The 25225-nt window shown below is 38.7% G+C and carries 23 protein-coding genes; 8 read left to right on the top strand and 15 right to left on the bottom strand.

Annotation, left to right across the window (positions count from 1 at the left end; all coding sequences use genetic code 11):
* Window positions 1-82: 82 nt before the first annotated feature.
* The 7 genes from MOQ65_RS04175 to MOQ65_RS04145 form a co-directional block, all read right to left on the bottom strand.
* The gene (locus MOQ65_RS04175; protein ID WP_257847017.1) at window positions 83-1222 is read right to left on the bottom strand and encodes a hypothetical protein; all 1140 of its coding nucleotides are present in this window, start codon (window positions 1220-1222) and stop codon (window positions 83-85) included.
* 29 nt (window positions 1223-1251) lie between these two features.
* Window positions 1252-1830 carry a cob(I)yrinic acid a,c-diamide adenosyltransferase gene (locus tag MOQ65_RS04170; RefSeq protein ID WP_060924854.1) on the bottom strand — a complete coding sequence of 193 codons (579 nt, stop codon included), beginning with the start codon at window positions 1828-1830 and terminating at the stop codon, window positions 1252-1254.
* Between the two features lie 124 nt (window positions 1831-1954).
* Window positions 1955-2908 carry a M23 family metallopeptidase gene (locus MOQ65_RS04165; RefSeq protein WP_257846757.1) on the bottom strand — a complete coding sequence of 318 codons (954 nt, stop codon included), beginning with the start codon at window positions 2906-2908 and terminating at the stop codon, window positions 1955-1957.
* A 12-nt stretch (window positions 2909-2920) separates the two neighbouring features.
* Entirely contained in the window at window positions 2921-3442 is a 522-nt protein-coding gene (locus MOQ65_RS04160) for a DUF4446 family protein (protein WP_257846756.1), read from the bottom strand.
* A 119-nt stretch (window positions 3443-3561) separates the two neighbouring features.
* Complete coding sequence (gene hydF, locus MOQ65_RS04155) at window positions 3562-4827, bottom strand: [FeFe] hydrogenase H-cluster maturation GTPase HydF (RefSeq protein ID WP_257846755.1); 1266 nt, start codon at window positions 4825-4827, stop codon at window positions 3562-3564.
* A gap of 281 nt (window positions 4828-5108) precedes the next feature.
* Complete coding sequence (locus tag MOQ65_RS04150; protein ID WP_119207075.1) at window positions 5109-6038, bottom strand: ParB/RepB/Spo0J family partition protein; 930 nt, start codon at window positions 6036-6038, stop codon at window positions 5109-5111.
* Between the two features lie 159 nt (window positions 6039-6197).
* On the bottom strand, window positions 6198-6968 hold the full coding sequence (locus MOQ65_RS04145; RefSeq protein ID WP_257846754.1) for a ParA family protein: 771 nt from the start codon (window positions 6966-6968) through the stop codon (window positions 6198-6200).
* A gap of 1038 nt (window positions 6969-8006) precedes the next feature.
* Here MOQ65_RS04145 and MOQ65_RS04140 point away from each other — a divergent pair.
* The 3 genes from MOQ65_RS04140 (at window position 8007) to MOQ65_RS04130 (ending at window position 12257) form a co-directional block, all read left to right on the top strand.
* Complete coding sequence (locus MOQ65_RS04140) at window positions 8007-8774, top strand: methionine synthase (protein WP_257846753.1); 768 nt, start codon at window positions 8007-8009, stop codon at window positions 8772-8774.
* A gap of 49 nt (window positions 8775-8823) precedes the next feature.
* Complete coding sequence (locus tag MOQ65_RS04135; protein ID WP_257846752.1) at window positions 8824-11259, top strand: homocysteine S-methyltransferase family protein; 2436 nt, start codon at window positions 8824-8826, stop codon at window positions 11257-11259.
* A gap of 140 nt (window positions 11260-11399) precedes the next feature.
* The gene (locus tag MOQ65_RS04130; RefSeq protein ID WP_257847016.1) at window positions 11400-12257 is read left to right on the top strand and encodes a methylenetetrahydrofolate reductase; all 858 of its coding nucleotides are present in this window, start codon (window positions 11400-11402) and stop codon (window positions 12255-12257) included.
* Window positions 12258-12351: 94 nt separating this feature from the next.
* Here the strand turns inward: MOQ65_RS04130 and rsmG are convergent, their stop codons facing one another.
* Window positions 12352-13104, bottom strand: a complete 753-nt coding sequence (gene rsmG, locus MOQ65_RS04125) for a 16S rRNA (guanine(527)-N(7))-methyltransferase RsmG (protein WP_257846751.1) — start codon at window positions 13102-13104, stop codon at window positions 12352-12354.
* Between the two features lie 680 nt (window positions 13105-13784).
* Here rsmG and vapB point away from each other — a divergent pair.
* Together vapB and vapC are read left to right on the top strand one after the other, a co-directional pair.
* Complete coding sequence (gene vapB, locus MOQ65_RS04120) at window positions 13785-14015, top strand: type II toxin-antitoxin system antitoxin VapB (protein WP_005384838.1); 231 nt, start codon at window positions 13785-13787, stop codon at window positions 14013-14015.
* Window positions 14012-14422, top strand: a complete 411-nt coding sequence (gene vapC / locus MOQ65_RS04115; protein WP_105086243.1) for a type II toxin-antitoxin system tRNA(fMet)-specific endonuclease VapC — start codon at window positions 14012-14014, stop codon at window positions 14420-14422. Before vapB ends, vapC begins: the two co-directional genes overlap by 4 nt.
* Window positions 14423-14495: 73 nt before the next feature.
* Here vapC and mnmG read toward each other — a convergent pair whose 3' ends face one another.
* The 7 genes from mnmG to rpmH all read right to left on the bottom strand — a co-directional run bounded on the left by mnmG (window position 14496) and on the right by rpmH (window position 20763).
* Window positions 14496-16367, bottom strand: a complete 1872-nt coding sequence (mnmG, locus tag MOQ65_RS04110) for a tRNA uridine-5-carboxymethylaminomethyl(34) synthesis enzyme MnmG (protein WP_257846750.1) — start codon at window positions 16365-16367, stop codon at window positions 14496-14498.
* 333 nt (window positions 16368-16700) lie between these two features.
* Window positions 16701-18086 (bottom strand): tRNA uridine-5-carboxymethylaminomethyl(34) synthesis GTPase MnmE, encoded by a 1386-nt coding sequence (gene mnmE, locus MOQ65_RS04105; protein ID WP_257846749.1) that lies wholly within the window; start codon window positions 18084-18086, stop codon window positions 16701-16703.
* A 186-nt stretch (window positions 18087-18272) separates the two neighbouring features.
* The gene (gene jag / locus MOQ65_RS04100) at window positions 18273-19070 is read right to left on the bottom strand and encodes an RNA-binding cell elongation regulator Jag/EloR (protein ID WP_257846748.1); all 798 of its coding nucleotides are present in this window, start codon (window positions 19068-19070) and stop codon (window positions 18273-18275) included.
* Between the two features lie 8 nt (window positions 19071-19078).
* A complete protein-coding gene (locus tag MOQ65_RS04095; protein ID WP_024066050.1) occupies window positions 19079-19747 on the bottom strand; it encodes a YidC/Oxa1 family membrane protein insertase in 669 nt (222 codons plus the stop codon).
* A 170-nt stretch (window positions 19748-19917) separates the two neighbouring features.
* Window positions 19918-20139: a membrane protein insertion efficiency factor YidD gene (gene yidD / locus MOQ65_RS04090; RefSeq protein WP_072270728.1), complete on the bottom strand. Its 222-nt coding sequence runs from the start codon at window positions 20137-20139 to the stop codon at window positions 19918-19920.
* 50 nt (window positions 20140-20189) lie between these two features.
* Window positions 20190-20549, bottom strand: a complete 360-nt coding sequence (gene rnpA, locus MOQ65_RS04085; RefSeq protein WP_257846747.1) for a ribonuclease P protein component — start codon at window positions 20547-20549, stop codon at window positions 20190-20192.
* A 79-nt stretch (window positions 20550-20628) separates the two neighbouring features.
* Window positions 20629-20763, bottom strand: coding sequence for a 50S ribosomal protein L34 (gene rpmH / locus MOQ65_RS04080; RefSeq protein ID WP_004692946.1), 135 nt, complete (start codon window positions 20761-20763; stop codon window positions 20629-20631).
* Between the two features lie 831 nt (window positions 20764-21594).
* Between rpmH and dnaA the strand changes: the two genes are divergently transcribed.
* The 3 genes from dnaA to MOQ65_RS04065 all read left to right on the top strand — a co-directional run bounded on the left by dnaA (window position 21595) and on the right by MOQ65_RS04065 (window position 25225).
* Window positions 21595-23172 (top strand): chromosomal replication initiator protein DnaA, encoded by a 1578-nt coding sequence (gene dnaA / locus MOQ65_RS04075; RefSeq protein WP_257846746.1) that lies wholly within the window; start codon window positions 21595-21597, stop codon window positions 23170-23172.
* A gap of 334 nt (window positions 23173-23506) precedes the next feature.
* Complete coding sequence (gene dnaN / locus MOQ65_RS04070; RefSeq protein WP_054747902.1) at window positions 23507-24619, top strand: DNA polymerase III subunit beta; 1113 nt, start codon at window positions 23507-23509, stop codon at window positions 24617-24619.
* A gap of 372 nt (window positions 24620-24991) precedes the next feature.
* Complete coding sequence (locus tag MOQ65_RS04065; protein ID WP_257846745.1) at window positions 24992-25225, top strand: RNA-binding S4 domain-containing protein; 234 nt, start codon at window positions 24992-24994, stop codon at window positions 25223-25225.

Below are 25225 nucleotides of genomic sequence, written 5' to 3'. Positions count from 1 at the left end.
CTTCTATATGACATATACATTATTTGTAGACCTTATATATTGTCTTAATACAGCTCATTTACTTAGTTGACTTAATATATCCTTACGCTGTTTGACCTTGTTCGGCTTTCAGCTTTTCTAACTGCTTAGCTTCCTTCCGTTTAACCCAGAAGACGCGAGCGCTTTCACCCAATAGGGAACGCATTGGTTTAGATAGCAAGAATCTTGTACCATGCCAAGCCATGACAGCTAAAATGATGCGCCCTTTAATATGACCACTACCTTCACCGGCCCAATGTACATAATCGAGCTCGATGTTCTCAGCTTGTTCAGGCCAAATGCTGTACAGCATAGATGCGATAATCCCCATACGATATGGGTCACCAACACCAAATCGACCTTCTATGGCCACATCCCGTGGTTTAGAGTGGTCATAGCATCGTTTCGAAACAAGGAATAGCTGGTGCCATAATTCTGTATTTTGTACATGTTTCATGAACCAGAATGTAGGAATTTTAGACTTAAATGATGCTACCGGATCGTTTGGATCTGGTTTTTCAAAACGATGTTTAACCGTCGTTTTGAGGTCTTTCACCTTCGTAAATACCTTTTCCTTGATAGAACCGTCACTGTTGAAAGTAACGCGGCTCACTGTTTCGTCATCGCTTTTAATATGGGATGTTGGATCTTGCTGAATGGAGTCATACCGATCAGCTCGAGCCTGTGCATCCATATCCTTAGAAGCTTGTTCAGGACGTTCAATGCGTTCATTTGGATTTTCAGATCTACCAGCCCCCGGTGATTCTTCATCATCAAAGGTAATGTCAGAACGTTGAGAGCTCTTCAAATCTTCAAAGCTAGTACCACTAGAGCTTGCAGAAGGACCTTGTCCGCCCCCTTGCATCGCCTTCGCAAAAGCTTCTGTTTGAGACATTTCATCGTCTTCGTCCACAACTTTTTGGTATTCTTCGTCTACGCGATTTTCAAGCCATTCTTCATAGTCTTTCACAGGACCAATCTTGAGCATACCCAAAATATATAATTCCTTAAAAAATGGTTTGTCCTGCAAATATGCTAGATGCAGTGAAAATACACGCCACAGCCATTTGACGCGCACCTCGCCTCGATATGGCGAGCGTCCGTTAATTTCGATGCTATATGTGATTGGTGTCAGTAGGATAATCAAGATGAGTGCTGCAATGATGGCCACAATAACGAGGGCCACAATAGCCACTGTACTCAACCACATCACCTCCTTAGGTGTACCTATGATTAGTTTTCAATACCTTTTCGAGCCATTACGCCTTGAAGGTAGTAATGTTTAACCTCTTTCATTTCCGTTACAAGGTCTGCCTCATCGATTAATTCTTGAGGAGCCCCACGGCCCGTAAATACGAGTTCCGTTTCTGGATGACGAGCATCGAGCAAAGCCTTTGTTTTATCCCATGTAATGAGTTCAAAGAAGAGCGCCATGTTGTATTCATCAAGAACGACGAGATCGTACTCTCCACTGCTAATAGCAGCCAGTGCGCGTTCGTATCCTTTTTCAATGAGCGCTACATAGTCTTTTGGCGGATTACCGGATTCAAAGACAACGACTTCATCGCCCCATTTAGCGAGTTCATCCTTGCTTTTCATCCCTTCTTTGATGATAAAGAATGGCTTACCCACGGTTTCTAAGGTTAAATTCTGTAAGGTAGGTAAAATAGTATGTTCACTATATACTTTAGATTTCATAAATTGCAAAAAGAGGACTTTCTTGCCAGCACCGATGGCACGGATAGCTAGACCGATAGCAGCGGTCGTTTTGCCCTTGCCTTCGCCGGTATAAACTTGTACATAGGCCTTCATAGATATACCTCCGTTCATATACTTTTATTTTACAATATATATATGCAAAAATAAAGAAAAAGAACTTGCTATTAGTGCATTTGCACGCATAACAAGTTCTTTTTTCTATGAATTATGTTTTATTTTAGTTACTAATTGGTAAGAAGATCATAGGATCTGTAGGGGATCCATTGAGTCGTACCTCGTAGTGAACGTGAGCGCCTGTACTTTTACCAGTGCTGCCCATCAAGGCGATTGTTTGACCTTGTTTTACGCTCATACCTACAGTTACCAATACAGCACTATTATGGCCATAACGGGTTACGAAGCCATTGCCGTGATCGATTTCAACGAGGTTACCATAACCGCCGTCTGTATAACCTGCAAAGGTTACAACGCCCGCAGCAGTCGCCACAATTGGTGTACCATAGTCATCCGCAATATCTACCCCTTCGTGGAATGCACCGATAGCGCCCGTTACAGGGTCCACACGGCTACCAAATGGAGAGGTAATAACGCCCTTGCTCGGCCAGATACTTGGTGTAGTATTATTCGTAACACCACCAGACCCAGCAGAGAAGTTAATGGATTGCATAGCCATAAGGTCTTGCGCCCCACCATCGCGAAGGATATTACGCATTGTATAGAAGCTAACTAGCAATTTTTGTGCGTCCTTGTCCATTTTGGACAGACGAGCTGATAATTGTGCCGCTGTTAGCGTCTTTACTTCGCTTTCATCAGCGGCTGGCTGCTTTGGGTCGCTACCGTCCCCGCCACCTTGAGATGGTGTGCCAGATTCAGCGCCTTTCAGCATTTGCTTGTTTTCTTCGCTAATTTGATTTAAGTTTTGAATTTTCTTATCTAAAACATCTGTCTTTTGTTGTAACAATTTTAGCTGTTCAGATTGTAATTGTGTCTGTTGACGTAATTGCACAATCTCAGCTTGGCGCACGATGCCCCAAATGCCGAGAACCAATGCGGCGATAATTATAATAGAGCTTACAATAGCTGCAACCTTCGCTTGCTTGGTTGTTAATGTCAATATGCAGTTGTCACCATTTCTTTCAACTTTATTTGAAATAAATGCCGGTACTTTCAATACAAACCTTCCTTATTTAGAAACGATGGCGCTCGTTAACGCTTCCTCATTGGTGCGCTCGCCCAACGCTTCGTTCAAACTCTCTAATTCTTCTTGTGAAAGACTTACGAGACTTTTACCTTTCACAATAGGTTTACTAAAAATACGGGATTCGCTACGACCGTAAATACTAGAGATACAGATACCGTTATTGTTGCCATCAAGTAATGTAAGTGCAAAAGACAAATCATTACCGATATTTTCAAAGGCATTATATTTGACAAAGCCAATTTTTTGTATCGTATTGCTTTGAATATTGCGGATCGCCGCTTGCTCAGTCAACATTGTCTCAAGACCTTTTGCAGCATCGCGAATTTCGCTAACCTCTACAGATAATTTACGTTCTAGGCTCGCACCATTGTCCCCTTGCATAAAGAAATCATATTTCTTTTTAAGGCTCCCTAAGCGAATGTGCAAGATTACACAATACACTAACAACGCTATTACAAGGACGATGGTCGCCATGCCAATCCACGGTTGAATCGATTCGAACATGTATATTCCTTCCTATACAATCATTCAAACTCCAACACTTAATTATACCATTCTTATTGTGAAAGTTAAATGACTGTATACAATTTAATTTAATATATGTAATTAAAGATTAATTATACCTACCCTTTTATTTCGTCAATAAATGGGCTTATCGCTCGTTCTAGTATACCATGCAGAGCCGCTATGAGTACACCGTAATTTACGATTGGTGTGCCTTGTACAACGGCACATTCAATGCGTCGTAACACCTCGCGGCGTGTGAGCATACAAGCACCACAATGAATGATTAAATCATACTGGGATACATCTTTTGGGAAGGCGCCCCCACTAGTAAATTCTAGCTGTAAATCTGTATGACCTTGCTTCTTAAGAAGATTAGGAATCTTTACAGTACCAATATCATCACATTGGCGGCGATGTGTACAACCTTCACTGATAAGCACCTTAGAGCCTGCTTTCAAATTCTTAATCGCTTCTACACCAGCTACTAAATCTTGTAATTTGCCCTTGAAACGGGCCATCAAAATAGAGAATGATGTCAACGGAATTGTACTAGGTGTTAACTCATCGACGCGATCAAAAGCTTGGGAGTCACAGATAACCATCTTCGGTGGATATTTAAGAGAATTAATCATAGCAGGCAATTCTTCGGTTTGGCATACTAACGCTAAGCCTTTATAATCCAATATTTCACGAATAGTTTGGACTTGTGGCAAAATAAGGCGGCCCTTTGGTGCTGCGCTATCAATAGGACATACAAGAATTATAGTATCTCCCTCTTCTACTAGGCCTTGTAATAGAGTTTGATCCCCTTCTACATCAAGTGGTGTTAACCCACCCAAGAGATCAAGTAATTCTAAACGTTTATCTTGAGATGTAAAATCAGCAGAACCAATGACAGTAGCTAATTCAGATAATCCCTTATGAGTTTCTACATAAATAGATGCATCTGTTTTATTTTCTATGTTGTTTTCTTTATCATTTTCTTTGTCAATTTCTGCATTGATTTCATTTATAAATAATGCAATAGGCACATTGTTTTGTTTTAATAGGCCTAACCAATGCATATCATCAGTAGTTGGTTCTTCATCGGTACGAAGTACATAAACAGCGAGGTTAATCTTCTTCACAACCTCCTCTGTTTTCTCCATCCGCAATGTACCTAATTCAGTTGTATCGTCTATACCAGCCGTATCGGTAATCACTACAGGTCCGAGTGGTAAAATCTCCATAGATTTACTCACAGGGTCTGTCGTTGTTCCTGCCACCTCAGATACAAGGGATACAGGCTGATCAGTTAACATATTAATCAATGTAGACTTACCAGCGTTACAACGACCAAAAAAGCCGATATGCACGCGGTTTGCTTTAGGTGTTTGTTCCATAGTCTATCCTTGTTACTTAACGTTTATATTTATTACAAAATATCGTTAATCATCTTACAACATGTATTAGTACGTATTAGTACGTATTAGTATGTATTATGATCTACTAAGTTATCTTACAATATTATTATAACTCAATAAAATACCTTATATACAGTAAAAGCGCAGTCCGTAGACTACGCTTTTACCGTGGATTGTAAATTGTATTTACATTATACAGAATTGTTATCGGTTTGTCATTACTAAATTCACATAATTCGATTCGAATTTAAGTATATCAATTATACTCTAAATTCTACTGTTTCAGTATCGTCTGTATTATCTTGACCATCCATAAAAGCAATGAGACGTTCTAATTCTGCTTCAGAGGAGAAGGCAATTTCAATCTTACCTTGAACCTTTTTACCAGCACGGAATTTAATATTTACAGGAGATCCTAAGCTTAGTTTTAAACGGTCCATAAGAGCACGTACCTCTGCAGTACTTTGCGGCTTAGCAGCCTTTGCTTTAGGTGTCTTATTTTGCATAGACTTCACAAGAGCCTCTGCTTGACGAGCACTCAACTCGCCCTCTTTAATACGTTCAGCAGCTTCAATTTGTTGCGCTGCACTACGCAATGCCAACAATGGACGCGCTTGACCTACTGTTAAGTCACCTTCGATGAGATCTTTTTGTACAGAATCACATAGTTTTAACAAACGAACCATATTTGCAATATAAGAACGACTGCGACCTAGTCGAGCAGAAATCATTTCTTGAGTTTGTTTATACGTATCCATTAAACCTTGGTATGCCAAAGCTTCTTCAATTGGATCTAAGCCTTCACGTTGCAGATTTTCAACGAGGGCTACTTCTGTCATCTCTTCTGTATTATATTTCTTTACAATAACTGGTACAGTCTCAAGACCTGCAATGATAGCAGCACGGTAACGACGTTCACCAGCTACGATTTGGTATTTATTCTTTTGTTTACGTACTACAATTGGTTGAAAAATACCAAGATTTTTAATAGATTCAGCTAATGTTGCCAAACTATCTTCATCAAAACTTTTACGAGGTTGATCTGCATTAGGAACTAACTCGGAGATTGGTAGTTCGTGAATCTCCTTTTCAGGCAATACAGACTCTACCGTATCTACCTTCATTAAATTTCCAAGGCCCTTCCCCAAGCCGGATGATTTACTTTTCTTACTTTTTACTTCTCTAGGCATAACTAACCTCTCTCACCTTACATATGCGATTATATATCAATTTATAGCACTCATTTATTTAATAGACCAGGTATTAGTCTAGTCATTTTAACTATTTAACTAAACAACGAGCTATCTATTTAACTAAACAATTAGCTATCTATTGAACTATTGAACTGTTTATTTATCTTTTGAAGCTTTGATCACTTCTTTAGCTAGTTTAGTATATACGTCCGCCCCTTTAGATTTTGGATCATATACGATGATAGGTTCACCATAACTTGGAGCTTCGCTAAGACGTACATTACGTGGAATAATAGTCTTATATACTTTATTGCCAAAGAATTTTTTAACTTCATCAGCAACTTGAATAGATAAATTTGTACGGCCGTCAAACATTGTTAATAACACACCTTCAATTTCAAGGTCTTTATTAGATGTTTGTTGCACAATAGTAATTGTTTTCACTAGCTGACTAACCCCTTCTAATGCGTAGAACTCGCTTTGAATCGGAATTAACACGCTATCTGCCGCTGTAAAGGCATTTAATGTTAGCAAACCAAGGGATGGCGGACAGTCGATAATGATAAAATCATATTCATCACATACGGGTGCCAATGCTTTTTTCAACATTGTTTCACGTGAAACAACTGAAACGAGTTCCACTTCTGCACCAGCTAATTGAATTGTTGCAGGCGCTACAAATAGCTTTTTAAGCATTGTAGGCTGAACAATATCAGCAATAGGTTCACCATCGATTAGAACATCGTGTACACAGAGTTCTAAATCATCTTTTTCAATACCTAAACCAGAGCTAGCATTACCTTGTGGATCTAAATCAACAAGCAATACTTTTTTACCAGCATCAGCCAAACAAGCGCTCAAATTCACGGATGTCGTCGTCTTACCAACACCGCCTTTTTGATTAGTAATAGCTATCACTTTGCCCACTTAATTCACCTCACATGTTCGTTCAAAATATTTCTTTTTAATTATAACATAAAACAACGATAATTACGGTAATTACAAATCAAATTCCAGAAAAATATCTATATTTTATTCACTAACTACATTATTTAATAATACACATATCAATATATTAGCAAATAATATGATTAAATCTTATTTATAAACCTTATTTTGTATTTCTCAAATACTACTATAAGAATTTTAATTGTTTCACGTGAAACAAATTATCTTTACTTTTTCATAATAAAATTTTGATTTAAAACATATACCTAAATGTTTCACGTGAAACATTTATAATTAATAAAAAGATATACTAAAATTTACTCCCTTAGCATATAGTTTTAATACTAAAAATTTTATAGTAAAAAAATCACTTTGGTATATAAACATATACCAATCATCCAAATTTACACAAAAATTTTTTCATTCAAAATTTATCTAAAAACAATTAATTAGGAATCAAAATTAGGCCAATGAAAATTGTTCAGTCAGAAAATATAAATCATTTAGAAAAACAATTTATTACAAAGTATCAATAAGATTACAATATATTACAACTTATTATTAAGATTACAATTTATTACAACTTATCATTAATATTACAATTAATAATCAAACATCAGTACTAAAAATAAAATTTAATATCTTGATCAAAATTTATAGATAAAATTATTAGATTGTTTCACGTGAAACAATTAAATATAAAACTATAATAATATTAGGTATCCTAACAGTCTAAAACATCTATACAATTACCAATGATAACTTTTAAGATTAAAATGTAATTTGATATAGCTTCAAGTTATATCAACATACAACTAAATTATATGAGAATATAGGTCCTATATGCTTTGACAGGCATTATCGATATCTATATACTATTAATTAGATAGTAATTATATTTATAGACATAAAATCAGTAAATTTTAAGTTTCAACTGATCTATATACAATATACTAAAGATTAAGTACACGCTCTACGGATACGCAGAGCTTTTTATTTTGAAGAGGAGGCGTTTCCATGCCCATTTATAACGGAATGCTTCCTGCCATCGATAAAGCAGAAGTAAAACGATACGCAGGACTTCGTCATGCAGAGGATTTTCCACAACAATATGTGGATGAAGCATGTAAAGAAATTCAGTTATTAGCTACACCTAAAGGTGTATATCAAGAATACGATTATGATGCAGAAACAAAGACAATTTTGAGCAATCCACCGCTAAAAATTGAAGGTTCTATCATCGAAAAACACTTAGAAAAATCTACAAAGGTCTATGTATTAGGCGTAACAGTAGGTGAAGATGTAGAAATCCGCAGTGAACAGCTTTTTAAACAAGGTAATTACACTGTAGGTTTATTGCTTGATGCAGCTGCTACAACAGCAGTAGAGCAGGTAGCTGATCAAGTAAATGAAGTTATTAATACAATTGCTAAAAAACAAGGTTATAAACCAACATGGCGATTTAGTCCTGGTTACGGTAACTGGCCACTAGAAATTCAGCCACAATTAGCTAAAATCATCAAAACAGAGATGATTGGCTTACAAGTTACAGAAAATTATTTATTGTTCCCACGTAAGTCGGTAACAGCTATCATTGGTTTAATGCCAGCTAATGAAGATATCAATACAAAGCGTGGTTGCACATCTTGTTCCCAAAAGGATTGTGCATCTCGTAAATTACCAGAAAAGGCATCTGTAACCACTAATAATAAAGGAGAAGAGAGCTGTAGTAAAACGACAGCTGAAGCCTCTGGTATCGCTATGAAAGGCCAACCAACAGAATAATGTTTCACGTGAAACATTTCAAAATTTAGGATGATAAAGGAAGATATTTATGTATATATTTGATGGTGCTATGGGCACAATGCTTCAAGCTGCAGGCTTGGAAGAGGGCTATTGTCCAGAATTATTTAACGTAGAAAAACCAGAAGTAGTAAAGAATATTCACGCTCAATACTTACAACATGGTAGTGATGTAATTACTACTAACACATTCGGTGCTTGTGGTCTTAAGTTAGAAGATTATGACTTACAAGATCGAGTAAGAGAGATTAATATTGCAGCTGTAAAGGTAGCAAAAGAAGCTATTGCAGAGGTTAAACCATCTGCTCGTGTAGCTGGTTCTATGGGACCTACAGGTCGTTTCTTACAGCCATTAGGTAATATGAGCTTTGACTCTATTTATGACACATATCGTGAACAAGCAGATGCATTGATTGAAGGTGGCGTAGATTTCATTATCATTGAAACCATTATCGATGTACAAGAAATGCGTGCCGCTTTATTAGCATCTCTTGACGCTCGTGAAGCAGCAGGGAAGACAAAAGAAGATGTACAAATTATCTGTCAGTTTTCTTTCAGTGAAGACGGCCGTACTATTACAGGTACACCGCCAGCAGTAGCAACTACTATCGTAGAAGCTATGGGTGCTGATATCATCGGTATCAACTGTTCCCTTGGACCTGAACAAATTACACCACTTATCGAGGAAATCGCTAGCGTTACCAACTTGCCAATTAGCTGCCAACCAAATGCAGGCATGCCTCAATTAATTAATAAACAAACTGTGTTCCCACTTACAGCAGAAGAAATGGGTCCATTGATGCTTCCAATCGTAGATGCAGGTGCAAGCTATGTAGGTGGTTGCTGTGGTACAACACCAGCTCATATCCAATCTATTTCCGACGCTGTAAAAGCGCATACACCTAAAGAACGTGCTCATATTGAACCTAAAACAATCATTACGAGCCGTACTAAATTGTTAGAATTAGGTCATCATACAAAACCTCTTATCATCGGTGAACGTATCAATCCTACAGGCCGCAAAGTGCTTGCTCAAGAATTACGCGATGGCTCTTTCATCCGTGTAAAACGCGATGCGTTAGACCAAGTAGAAGCAGGTGCTGATATCCTCGACGTAAACATGGGCGTAGCAGGCATGGACCAAACTCCATTGATGGAGCGTGCTATCTTCGAATTATCTATGCTTGTTGAAACTCCATTATCTATCGATACATTGGATCCAGCAGCTATGGAAGTAGCCCTTAAAAACTACCCAGGTCGTGCTCTTATCAACTCTGTAAATGGGGAAGAAGAGTCCATCACACACGTTATGCCATTGGCTAAACGTTATGGTGCTGCTTTGCTTTGCTTGCCAATCTGCAGTGGCGACTTACCTGAAAAAGCAGAGGATCGCGTTGCTTTAGCTGAAAGTATCGTAAATCGTGCCTATGGCTATGGGCTTCAACCACACGACTTATTACTTGATCCATTAGTATTAACACTTGCTAGCGGTGAAGATAGTGCACGCCAAACATTGCGTACATTACAGTTATATAAAGAGAAATTTGGCTTCCCAACAGTAATGGGCTTGTCTAACATCTCCTTCGGTATGCCACAACGCCCTTACTTGAACGGCCAATTCTTAACAATGGCTTTAGCATGTGGCTTAACTACACCAATTATGAATCCTCTAAACTATCCAGCGAAAAAAGCGTTTGTTTCTAGCACTACATTATTAGGCTGGGACCCAGGTTCCGCTCAATTCATCAAAGAATACGGTTATGAAGATGAAACAAGTGCTCCTGGTAACGCTGCTCCAAAAGGTCCTGAAAAGAAATCTTTCGACAGTAATGATCCACTCGCTAATATCCGTGCTTGCGTAGAGCAAGGGGAAAAAGAGGCGATTATAGATCTTGTAAAAAAAGCATTAGCAGATGGCATTGATCCATTAGATCTTACTAAAAAAGGTTTATCTGAAGCGATGAACGTAGTAGGGGACAAGTTCGGTTCTGGTAAATTATTCTTGCCACAAGTAATGCTTGCTGCTGAAACAATGCAGGCTGCTTTCAACACCATTAAAGAAATTATTCCTGCTAGTGAAAGCTTAGATAAAGGTACAGTCGTTGTAGCAACAGTTAAAGGCGACATCCACGATTTAGGTAAAAATATCGTAGCAGCCTTGCTTGAAAACAATGGTTACAAAATCGTTGACCTTGGTAAAGATGTTGATCCAGAAGTTATCGTTCAAGCGATTAAAGACAACAAGGCGGCTCTCGTTGGTATCTGTTCCTTGATGACTACTACAATGCCTCAAATCGACAACACCATCGCTGCAATCCGTGCGGCAGGCCTCAAAACTAAGGTCATGGTAGGTGGTGCCGTAGTATCTCAAGACTACGCAGACCAAGCGGGTGCAGATATCTACGCTAAGGACGGTATCGCAGCCGTTAACCACGCTAATGATTTCTTTGAAACTTTAGAGAAATAATTTTTTACTTTCATTACTCATAAATATAGTGAAAGCCCATCTTAAATAAACGTTCTTAAATGAACGTTATAAATATTACAAATCATGTAATAAATCTAAGGAATTAAGCTTTTACTATAAGAATAGATAAGAGGTACATGATGACCCTAAGAGAGAAACATCAACAAGGGAAGTTCACCATCACTGTTGAATTAGACCCACCAAAGAGTAGTTCAGCTCAAAAAGTATTTGATCAAGCAGCGCTTTTGAAAGGGAAGGTTGATGCTATTAACATCGCTGACAGTCCTATGTCTAAGATGCGTATGAGCCCAATTTCCTTGTCCTATTTATTGCAACATAATGAAGGCATTGAAACTATTTTCCACCTTACTTGCCGCGACCGTAATATCATCGGTTTGCAATCCGAATTACTTGGCGCTGCGGCGTTGGGCGTGAACAATATTTTAACCCTCACTGGGGATAAACCAGATAATGGGGACCATCCATTTGCACAATCTGTATTCGAAGTAGACTGTATGGGCTTACTTAACATCGCTAAAACATTAAATGCTGGCAAAGACTTGGCAGGTAATGATTTAGAGGAACCTACAAACTTCTACATCGGTGCTACTGGCAATCCTGGTGCGCCAGATTTAGAAATCGAACGCCAAAAATTGGCTGCCAAAATCCAAAATGGTGCGCACTTCGTTCAAACACAACCGATTTACGATTTAGAACAAGCAAAACGCTACATTGATAAAATGTCTGAATTCGATGTACCTATTATGCTTGGATTGATTCCACTTAAAAGCTTCAAAATGGCCACATACCTACACGAAAAAGTGCCTGGAATCAATCTTACTCAAGAGATCCTAGACCGCGTAGAAAAAGGCGGTAAAGAAGCGGGTACAGAAATCGCTATCGAAACATTAGAACAAATCAAAAAAATCGCTGCAGGCGTACACATTATGCCTTTAAACGATATCGATACAACATTACATATCATTGACCATGTATAAGTCATTGTGAAATTATAAAAGAACACCTTTCCCACAGCCTCAATAGCGAGTAGGGAAAGGTGTTCTTTTTAGCAACTATATTAACAATAAAATATTACACTAGCGGTTTGTCTTTAATTTCTTTTGGTTTACGTGGATATTGTTTCGGTGTTTTGCCTGTTTTCTTGATGTACAAAATTGCTCGTTTATCATCCAAGGTTGGCAGAGTAACGGTACGTACTTCTTCAATCTTAGCTTTTAATATACTGAGTGCTTTATTGGATTCTGCCACTTCTTCTTCATATATAGCACCTTTTAAAGCCACCACATAGCCACCTTCTTTTACGTATGGAACAGTCCATTCTAGAAGAATAGGTAAACGTGCTACTGCACGACTCATCGCAATATCGAAGCTTTCACGGTAATCTTGATGACTAAGATCCTCTGCACGGCCATGCAAGGTCGTACAATTCGTCAATTTTAGCTCATCCATAACGGATTCAAGGAAGGTAAGACGTTTTTTCAAAGAATCAAAGAGCGTAATCTTAAGGCTACGGTCATAGATTGCCAACGGAATGCCAGGGAAACCAGCGCCAGTGCCAACATCGATAATAGACATGCCTGATTTAATAATATTTGAGTCATAGCAGGAGAGGGAGTCGATCATGTGCTTAACTACAACCTCTTTCATATCAGTAATGCCCGTAAGGTTGAGGTATTTATTTGTTTCAATCATGCGCGAGTAATACACATAAAAGTCCTTTGCTTGCTCTTCCGTACAGGGCAGACCAAAGTTGCTCATTTGTTCCATCATGTATGAAACAAATTCAGACTCAGGTGCGATAGGCACATCGTATTTTTTTTTCATAAGTACTCCTAATAAATTACTCGGTATTTATATAAAAATAAAAGCTATCCACAATTATTCAATACAACTCATGTCATATAGCTCATCATATAAATAAATCTATGTAATTAACAATATATGAGATAATAAAATAGTATTTCTAATTTCAAATGCTATAAAACTCAAAAATTTAAGCTCTACCGCTTATTTGATCAATTTTATATAAGTTTATATACAAAAACTAATAAAATGACCATATAAGCGAAATATTTAAGTCATTTTTCTTTATATTATAGCATATTCTCAATCTATTCTCATTTATAAATCAAAATATATGACCTGCGCAGAAGAAAATAGGGTAGGGTAGAGATGTTATACCTATATTATCATTTAAGATAATTAATTGAGAAATCGGTCCATCTTTTTACAATTTCATCATCCATCTTTTCAGCACCCAAATTTTACAGTTTATTTCTAATTTATCACCATGAAATTTTCTTCACTTACAGATTATTTTGTCTATTCTGAATGTACATCTAATGTATTTCTCTAGTGTACATATTTTAACCATAGAATAATATGTGTTTTATAAATATACATATAAATATACACAGAAATTCCATTATGATATGTATACAAAATTATACCTTGTTAAAATATATATCAAGGTATATACTTTTATTAACAAGGAGGTGATATGTATGACCACAGCAAAGCTATTCGAAAATGGCCGCAGCCAGGCTGTACGATTACCAAAAGAATTTCGGTTTAATGGTGATGAAGTAATCATCAACAAAATTGGAAATGTAGTTTTACTTATGCCAAAAGATGATGAATGGGCAGGATTTGTAGCTGGTTTATCATTATTTACAGATGATTTTATGTGTAACGGACGGGAAGATATCGATCATCAGGAGCGTGAAGCCTTATGAAGTATATGTTAGATACAAATATATGTATTTATGCCATTAAGCAAGAGCCAGAAGTTGTACTACAAAAAATTTTAAAGCATCGTCCTTCAGATATATGTATATCATCAATTACATATGCTGAGTTAATGCATGGTGTAGAAAAAAGCCAATCAAAAGATAAAAATAGATTAGCTTTAACACTTTTATTATCGCCTATCCAAATTGTTGATTTTGACAGCCACGCTGCTGAGGAATATGGAAAAATAAAAGCAGATTTACAATCACAAGGAAAAATTATTGGTCCTATGGATCTGCTCATTGCAAGCCACGCAAAGTCAAAGGGTCTTACCATTGTTACTAATAATACAAAAGAGTTTGAAAGAGTAAGGCAATTAGAAGTTGAAGATTGGTCTAAACCATTAAGCTAATTAAAACTATAAATAGTTACTAAAAAAGCTAGCTAAATCACATTAGCTAGCTTTTTGTATGTAATCACATATTTTATTTACTTCTATTGTATTGTTCTAATTGAATCAACAGAACAGATACGTCCGCAGGGGATACGCCAGAGATACGGCTTGCTTGGCCAATGGAGTGAGGGCGGATTTTATTGAGCTTTTGTTGAGCTTCAAGGGAGATGCCCTTAATTTGTGTGTAATCCCATTCTTTTGGAAGAATTTTTTCTTCTAATTTGCGAACCTTGTCGACTTGGTCCATTTGTTTTTTGATATAACCTTCATAGGTAATGGAAATATCAACAGCTTCTTCTACGTCAGGTGTATAACGTTTCAAACCAAATGCATCGGCTACGATAGCATAGGAAAGTTCGTTACGTTTTACTAAATCATACGCATGAATACCTGTTCTAATCGGTGATGTGCCTAAACTTTCAAGCAAAGCTTGAGTTTCCTTAGATGGATTAACAGGTGTATTTCGCAACATATCCATTGCTTCTTCGATATTAGCTTTCTTAGCTGTAAATTTAGCCCAACGATCGTCTTTTACAAGACCGATTTCACGGCCTTTTTCAGTAAGACGCATATCTGCATTGTCTTGACGAAGCAATAGACGATATTCACTGCGGCTTGTCATCATACGGTACGGTTCGTTTGTACCCTTTGTTACGAGATCATCGATGAGAACACCGATATACGCTTCAGAGCGTGCAAGGATAAACGGTTCTTTACCTTCAAGCCATAAAGCAGCGTTAATACCAGCCATTAAGCCTTGAGCAGCTGCTTCTTCATAGCCAGATGTACCATTCGCTTGACCAGCAGAGTAGAGGCCTTCAATATGTTTCACTTGAAGTGCTGGCGTCAATTGCGTAGGGTTCAAACAATCGTATTCGATAGCGTACGCAGGGCGCATGATTTCTACATTTTCAAGACCAGGAATGGTACGCAAGAACGCATATTGTACGTCCATAGGAAGGGATGTACTCATACCTTGTACGTACATTTCATTTGTGCCAGTACCTTCTGGTTCTACGAATAATTGATGACGTTCTTTGTCGGCAAAGCGCACTACTTTATCTTCGATGGAAGGGCAGTAACGAGGACCTACACCTTCGATTTTACCGCTATACATTGGGGCACGGTGAATATTACTTGTAATGATTTCATGCGTTTCTTTGTTAGTATAAGTCAACCAACATACGTCTTCATTGCGATTGATCCATTCATCCATAAAGGAGAAGGAGTGATGATGTGTATCGCCTTCTTGAACCTCCATATTTTCGAGGTTAAGCGTGCGTTTATCTACACGAGCTGGCGTACCAGTCTTAAAGCGCATCAATTCAATGCCATTATCTAGCAAGGATTGAGAGAAATGTTCTGCTACGCGTTGACCATTTGGACCACCTACGTAATCGATATCGCCGATGAGAATTTTACCTTTCAAGTAGGTCCCTGTACAAAGAATAACCGCCTTAGCACCATAGAATTCGCCAAGTTCTGTTACGATACCTGTTACCTTGCCATCCTCAACCTTAAGCTCTGTTACCATGATTTGCTTAACATTGAGATTCTCTGTATTTTCAATGGTTTGTTTCATCAAATGTTGGTATTTGATTTTATCAGATTGGCAGCGCAAGGAATGCACTGCAGGGCCTTTACCCATATTGAGCATACGCATTTGGATAGCTGTAGCATCTGCGTTGATACCCATTTGACCGCCTAAAGCGTCTAGTTCATAAACAAGATGGCTTTTACCAGGACCGCCAACGGCAGGATTACATGGCATAAGCGCAATATTATCTAAACTGATGGTCGCCATCAATGTGCGATGACCCATGCGGGCAGCGGCGAGGGCCGCCTCACAACCAGCATGACCACCACCGATGACGATGACATCATAATTATCTACTGTGTACATATCAATTGAATTCCTTATATATTACTTATGTTGAAAGCTTATTTTATTTAAATCACGAGGCCAAATATCCCAGAGTCCAGGTCCTCACTGTAAAAGTTTTTAAAGTGATGCTTTGGTTTGACCCAGAGTCCAGTTCCTCACTGTGAATTTTCTTTAGGCTACGTTGTAGCCTAGAAAATTTTACGTTCGGAACAAAGTTATGCAGTGTCTTTCCCAGTGTACAGGTCGCTCGCTGAGCATTTTCCTTCGAAAAATTGCACGCTCCGACCAAAGTGATGTGTGGCTCCCATCGTCGCTAGCGCTCCTCTGTTAGCTCACACCCTACTTTTACTTTTATTTACCTAAACAGAATCGACTGAATAGTTCGTCGATCATGCTTTCTCGAATGGTGTCGCCCGTGATGTCACCTAGTAGTTCCCAGGCGCTGCGCAAATCGGTAGCGACAAAGTCCACCGGCATGCCCATGTCGATGGAGGAGAGGGCTTGTTCGACTTGTGCCTTTGCTTGTTCCATGAGGCTGATGTGGCGCACGTTACTGATCATAGCGCTGTTGTCTTGTTTTACGCGACCGCCGTAGACGAGTTCTTGTACCCATTTAGAGAGAACTGCAGAGCCTTCGCCTTCTTTGGCACTAATGCGCTCAATAGCTGTAAAAGTCCCGTGTTCTTTAATATTTTCATCTGTAACGATTTGTGCCACGTCGGACTTATTGAGGAGTACGATGGTATTCAAACCGCTGACAGAGGTCAAAATTTCGATTTCTTCAGGGGTTAATGGAGTAGACCCATCGATAACGCAGAGCACGATATCTGCTTTGTTAATATAGTCGCGAGCCCGTTCCACACCGAGGGCTTCTACCGTATCTTGAGTATCCCGAATACCTGCCGTATCGATGAGGCGCAGAGAAATGCCTTCTACGGTCATATATTCTTCAATACTGTCCCGCGTTGTCCCCGGAATATCCGTTACAATGGCGCGGTTTTCGCGCAAGAGAGCGTTCATAAGGCTCGATTTACCTGCATTTGGGCGGCCCACGATAACCGTCATAATACCGTCGCGAATGAGGCGACCTGTGTTCGCTGTGGACAAGAGTTCATCCATAGCTTTCAAAATAGGCTGCAATTGATCGCGAACCTCTTGGCTCGTTACATCCTCAATATCCTCTTCTGGATAGTCGATAGTTACCTCTAAATGAGCAATCATAGCGATGAGCTGTTCACGCACATCTTTTACAAAGGACGAAACTGTGCCGTCCAGCTGCGATACAGCGAGAGAGAGGGAGTCCTCTGTTTTTGCTTCAATAATATCAATGATCGCCTCTGCTTGGGTGAGGTCGATACGTCCGTTCATAAAGGCGCGCTTCGTAAATTCGCCGGCCTCTGCCATGCGTACGTCATGATTTACGAGGAGTTTCAAGATTTGTCGAACCGGCACAATACCGCCGTGACATTGAATTTCTACCACATCCTCTGCCGTGTAGGAGTGAGGGCCTTTCATTAATAACACAAGAACCTCGTCAATGGTCTTGTTCGTTGCAGGATCCACAATGGTTCCGTATTGAATCGTTCTATTTTGGCGGTCCATCAAAGGAACGGTGCCAGCGCTCTTGAACAGGCTATTTACAATAGGAAAACTATCCTTGCCGCTAACACGAATAATACCAACCCCGCCGATGCCGGGCGGCGTCGCAATGGCCGCTATTGTATCATCTATATACATACATATCTCCGTATTTCGATTATCTAGTATTTGCTTTTGTATATGTTCTTCGCCTGTGAAAGTTAAACTAAACTAATCTTTGCATGCGAAGATTAACTTAGGTTAGCTTTCACCATAACCTAAAGAATAAAGGGGGCAGCCCTCAAGCAACCGAGAATTCAGTCACTTGAAAGCTGCACCACTATATTATTTTTTGTACGTAATCACAACGTGACGGAACGGTTCGTCCCCTTCACTGTTGGTAACAACGTTTTTATCCCCTTGAAGGGCAGTGTGAATGATTTTACGTTCAAAAGCATTCATCGGTTCTAAGGAAACCTTTTGACGGTTGCGTTTCACCTTAGAAGCCAAGCGTTTCGCGAGATTTACCAATGTTTCTTCTCGGCGAGAACGATAGTTTTCCACATCTACAACGATATGGCAGTGGCCAGATACATCCTTGTGTGCCACGAGATTTGTTAAGTATTGAATAGCATCCAATGTTTGACCATGTTTACCAATCAAAATACCTAAATCTTCGCCGTGTACTTGGAATGTAATTTTATCTTTCGTCATCATTTTTTCGATAACTACTTTGAGGCCCATTTGTGTAAACATATCATCGAGGAATTGTTTACCTTTTTCAGCAATTTCTTGTTGATCTTCTTTTGAAAGTTCCTTTTTAGAAGGTTTTTCTACAACATCACCTTCAGAAGTTTCAACTGCTGTATCTTGTACTTCTGTTTCACTTGTTGCTACCGGCTTGGAAGCAACAGCTACAGATTGTTCTTCTACATGAGCTACTTCTTCTTGCGTAGCAGTTTTAGCTACAGATGTGAAGAATAAGCGAACAACTGCTGGTTTACGACCAATGCCCAAGAAGCCATTAGAAGGTTGTTCCAAGACTTTAGTTTCTACCAATTCTTGGCCATCTTCAGCCAATTGAGCTACGCCTTTGGCAATGGCATCTTCAATGGTTTTAGCAGATACATCGATAAATTCCATAGTGTCTCCTATTTCTTAGCTTCTAAGCTTTTGTAAATGAAATGTTGTTGCACAAATTGGAATACATTGGATACGATCCAGTAAATAACTAAGCCAGATGGGAAGTTAAGGGAGATGTAACCAATGAATAAAGGCATAAAGATTGTCATAATCTTTTGTTGTTGCGCAGCAGCACCAGTTGCACCGCTACTAGTTTGCTTGGACATAATCCATGTAGATAATGCACTCAATACTGGCAAAATGTACATTGGATCTGGTTCGCCAAGACTAGGAAGCCATAAGAATTGTACATAGTTTTGATCGTATGGATAGCCTTGTAAAGCATAGAAGATAGCGATCAAGAATGGCATTTGCACCAATAGAGGCAAACAACCAGCCAATGGGTTAACGCCCATTTCTTTGTACAATGCACCCATTTCCGCTTGAAGTTTTGCAGGATCGTTTTTGTATTTATCTTGCAATTCTTTCATGCGAGGCTGTAACTCTTGCATAGCCTTCATGGATTTGATTTGTTTTACAGTAAGTGGTGCCAAAACCGCTTTAATAACGATTGTTAAAAGGATAATAGCCACACCGTAGCTTGGATAGCCTACCATTTGAGTTAATTGGAACGCATAGGTTACCAATGTAGTCATCAATTCAACGATAGGGTGGAATATACTACTTAAGAATTCCATTGTTTCTCCTTTTTCTTACAGTCCGAAACCGTCCTTTGCGCATCTATATATCGTTATGGTATGGTCTAAATTTCATCCATACAGATGCTCAGGTATTTCCAAAACTGTGCTAGATGTTTTTTGTGAAAGTTGCTTTCACAGAACGCAAAACCAGCCTAATCCAAAATAGATTATGGTACTGGGTCATAGCCACCCTTGTGGAAAGGATGGCAGCGAAGAATGCGTTTTAAACCCATCCAGCTACCTTTCAAAGGACCATATTTTTCGATGGCCTGTAGAGTATATGTGGAACATGTCGGATAATAACGGCAACATCCAGGTTTTAAGGGAGATATGGCAAGCTGATAGAACCTAATTAAAAGTCGTAAAAGCGTAGTTATACAGCGTTTCATGGAAACCTCCATATACACAAAAAAGGACCAAAGCCTTCTAACTTGTGGTCCTATTTATCATTTTGTATCAACAATTTGCTTTTTCGCAAAAGATACAAAATTTCATTTTCCGCTTTTTCGTAGGTAGCGTTTTTCAGAGGGCCACGTCCAACAATTACGATATGATACCCTTCGCGTATGGAATGTTGATTGAGGCGATACACCTCTTTCATGAGCCGTCTAGCTCGGTTGCGCTCAACAGCACAACCAACCTTTTTGCCGGTTACAAAACCAATGCGCGTAGATTGCTTCGCCACGGGCATACGATAAAGTACACACATACGGCCTACTTCGTATTTTCCGTGCTTATACACAAGGCGATATTCATTATTGTGCGTCAGTCGTCTTGCTTTATCGAGGCAATAATCCATATGCATTGTCCTTAAGTCCTAAGAATAGAAAAACTTGGCAGCAGCGCCAAGTTTTTTCTCCTGCCTAACAGCTATTATATTATGCAGATAAGCGTTTTCTGCCTTTTGCACGTCTTCTTTTTAAAACGAGACGGCCACCGATAGTTTTCATGCGTTCACGGAAACCATGGGTACGTTTTCTCCAAAGAGTATTTGGTTGGTAAGTACGTTTCATTAGTAAAACACCTCCTCGTCATTTGTATTGTTTTACTTATACCATAACAGGGTAATTATAGAGTTAAAACGTAAATTTGTCAATATTTTAGGGCTATTCTGAAAGACTTTTATGTGGATTTTACTTAAATCCGATAGAACTTAAAACTGATACTACTTTTATAGGGGGAGGAATAGATGTGGTTTTCTCCCTCCATACGACACGTTTCGGTCAAAAATCCACATCTATTCCTAACACTTCCTCTAAAAAAATCACTAGTTTGTCATTTTTATTGATCATTTAGTTTTGATTATCTGAAGGTTGATGCTGTTATGTTCATCAATTACTTTTTCGTCTATGTGTATTGTAATCATAAAAATTATCTTATAGGAGGAGGGGACTGAAAACTACTTTTTGAGTGACTTACGCGTCGTATGGAGCGATAAAAGTAGTTTTCAGTCCTCACCCAAAAGTAATTGATGAACAAAAGATGAGATAATAACTGAGTTATTAACACTTCTCCTTCAGATAACCAAAAGTTATCCACAGAATAAATGACAAACTAGTGATTTTTTGGTACAATCATACTTGAAATTAGGAAAAAGTATATATTTTTATAAGTTTTTGTTGGATAACTTTTAAGGTTATCCACATTTTTTCTCTTTTGACCTGTGTAATCTATAAAGTCAGTTATTATCTGGTTGGAAGAGAATTTTATTTTCACTTATTCACAGGTTGTGCACAGGTTATTCACAGGAATAACAGGTTTTTCCACAGCTTTCACAAGAGTTATACACATTATTCCTAAAGTTATACACATTTATCGCAATAGTTATACACAAGAGGCACGTCATGCAATCATTTGATTTGAATAATATATGGGAGCATATATTGCAAGAGGCGAAAAAGAACATGCAACATTTGCCTGACGCGTTGTACTTGCGCGTCACGTCATCGTTGATTCCCATGTCTCTCGACAGTCATTCGATCCATATAGGGGTCATGCAAACATTTGTTAAAAACTTAATCGATCAGCAGCCACAGATCAGCAAGGCTTTGCAGGATGCTATTACTACGGTTATCGGTTCCCATCGGGATATGGTGTTATTTGATTTCAATCAAGAGAGTGTAGATACTACCTTTGTTGATGAAAGTCTCATTGATGATGCACCTGTAGTGGCTCCGCCCATGCCGTTACCGCCTGTGGTAGAGGAAAAAGCTCAACAAGATGAGTTCTACACACCGGTGTATCAGGAGCCTATTTATATCGACCGAACACCAGCTCCTGTGAATATTCCAGATGAGCCAATGGTAGCGCCTAGTAAAACAGTTGAAACTACAACACCTACATTACAGTCTGATAATGTACCTGTGGATTTGTCCTTGTCTAATCTCAATCCAGCGTACCGTTTTGATAACTACGTTACAGGCAACGCGAACCGTATTCCATTTGGGGCGGCTCAAAATGTAGCTGAGTTCCCAGGCGGTGACTATAATCCGCTCTTTATCTATGGTCCATCAGGTCTAGGTAAAACGCATTTGATGCACGCCATCGGCAATGCCATCAAGGAAAATCATCCTCACATGAAGGTTATGTCCATTACGAGCGAAAACTTTATGAACATTTTCGTGGAAACATTGCAGCGTAACCAAGGTAAATTGTTCCGCAACACATTCCGCAACATCGACGTGCTCATGATTGACGATATTCAGTTCCTTGAAAGTCGTGAAAGTACGAAAACTGAGCTATTTAATACGTTCAATGAGTTATTAAATAACAACAAACAAATCGTCCTCACCTCTGATACGATGCCAAACGATATGGAGCAATTTGAAGACCGTCTCCGTTCTCGTTTCCAAGCTGGCTACATTGCAACAATGGAAAATCCAGATTTAGAAACACGCATCGCTATCTTTAGATCACTTTTAGAACGTGAATATAAGAAAAATCGCGTTATCCGCATCGATAACGACTCCATCAACTATGTGGCATTACAATTTAGCGAAAATGTCCGCGTGTTGCAAGGGGCTTTCACAAAATTAATCGGTACCGCATCCATCGATCAACGTCTTGAATCTATCGATCTAGAATACACTAAACAAGCCTTGGCTGGCCTCGTTCATACCGAAGAGGTGAACATGGTCACTATTGAAAGTATCCAGAATTTTGTAAGTTCTTATTTCAGTATTAAAAAGCAAGACTTGCTCGGCAAGAAGCGTAAGGCACAGTTCGCATTCCCACGCCAAGTGGCCATGTATCTATGCCGCGATATGATCAATGAAAGTTATCCGCAAATCGCAGCAGCCTTCTCTCGTGACCATACGACAATTCTCCATGCGTACGATAAAATTACGAAGGAAATTGAACGAAACGAAGAAACTAAGAACATGATTTCTGAAATTAAACAGAAATTAACAACCTGTGGATAACTCTGTGGATATATTGTGCGTAACTTTGTGGATATCCTAAAAACTGCACTCTGCTGTGAGTATGTGGATAAGTGGTTACAAACTATCAACATAGTTATACACAACCAAGAAATAGCACAGTTAGTAGCGCCAATTCACTTTTACACATATGAACAGGCCCCTACTATTACTACTACTAAAACTAACAAACAATCAAAAAACCAGTAGAAACAGATCTATCGCAGAATATCTATAGAGCATCTACGATAGCAAACATAGAATATTACAAACAAGATAAGTTATTATTAGAGCTTCTACAATATATAGAAATATAGAAATCAAAAAGGAGTTATATATGCATATTACATTCCCAAAAGCAAATCTCCAAAAAGCAATCAACGTATTGCAAAAGGTATCTCAAAATAAAACAAGTTCCAACTTACCAGGTGCTATCTACATGACAACAAAAAATGGCCAAGTAGAATTGCAAGGTAACGACTTTGAACTCGGTATTCGTTTAACCATCGACGGCGACATTAAAGAACCTGGTACATTAGTAGTAGGTTCCCGTTATTTCCAAGAGTTAATCCGCAAATTACCTGGTGATACTATCGAACTTTACAAACCAGAGGACGGAAATTCTTTAACGATTACGTCTGGTTCTTCTGAATTTAACCTCGTAACATTGCATCCAGATGATTTCTCCTTGGTTGAACAAATTCACGACCAAGATCATGTAAACATCGATAGCTTTGCTATGAAAGAACTCATCGATTTAACAAACTACGCAGCTGCAACAGACGAAGATCGTCCTGTATTTACTGGTGCTCTTCTTGAAATTAAAGAAAACGAAGTAACAATGGTTGCTACTGATACACATCGCATGGCTGTTAAGAAAATTACCATCGATGAACCAGCAACTACGCCAATGCGCGCCATCATTCCTACAAAAACTTTAGCAGAAGTATCTCGTTTGTTACCAACAGATAATCCAGCGATGATCAACATCATTTGGAACCGCACACAAATCGTGTTCAACTTTGAATCAATTTACATTATTTCTCGTTTAATTGAAGGCACATATCCTGAATATGAAAAGGTTATTCCTTCCCAATTCGACTCTAGCGCTGTTATCGATCGTCGCGAATTCGCTGGTGCTGTTGACCGCGTATCCTTATTAGCTAAAGATATCAGCTATAACGTAATTCGTTATGATTGGGCTGAAAGTAATGTAACATTGTCTACTCAAAATACTGAAATCGGTATGGCTAAAGAAGACGTAGCTGTTGAATTTAAAGGTACACCATTCACAATCTCCTTCAACGGTCGCTACATCTCCGACATCTTGCGCCACAGCACAGGCGACAACATCCACCTGTTCTTAAAACAAAATGGTCCAGTTGTCATTCGCCAAGACAATAATCCGAACTATACATACGTAGTAACACCAGTTCGTACGAACGCTTAAAGCAGGGCAGTAGTCAATGGAGGAGCTTGCGACGACAGTGACACTGCATCGCTTTGTTCTGAACGTAAGATTTTCTAGATAATAAAGTTATCTAAGAAAATCCACAGTGAAGAACTGTGCTTTGGGTTCCAGCCACACATCACTTTGGTCGGAGCGTGCAATTTTCTGAAGGAAAATGCTCAGCGAGCAACCTGTACTCTGGTACTAAATAATATTAAATGTTGATATCTACTATCTATGTGTTGATAAAAATATCAATATTCCGTATATTTTATTGTATTAATATACAAATATATATTAGGTAATGATGATTAAAAGTCATCGTTACCTAATTCCAATATAGTTATAATTTGTCCACTATAGGAGGACGTTATGAAAGAGCAACAGCAGGTACCCATTCATACGGAGTACATTCAAATTGATCAGTTGTTGAAGTTAGAAGGCATTATCGAAACGGGTGGTCAAATCAAATCCTTTATCGATGAAGGCATCATTACTTTGAATGGTCAAGTTGTAACAGAAAAACGCAAGAAGTGTCGCGTTGGGGACGTGATTTCTTGTGAAGGTCTCGATGTAGATCTCGTGATTACTCAAGAGGAGGCATAA

Origin of the sequence: Veillonella faecalis (assembly GCF_024677885.1) — a bacterium.
Taxonomy (GTDB): Bacteria; Bacillota; Negativicutes; order Veillonellales; family Veillonellaceae; genus Veillonella; species Veillonella nakazawae.
Note: the sequence above shows the minus strand (reverse complement) of the source record. Positions and strands in the feature narration are given on the sequence as shown.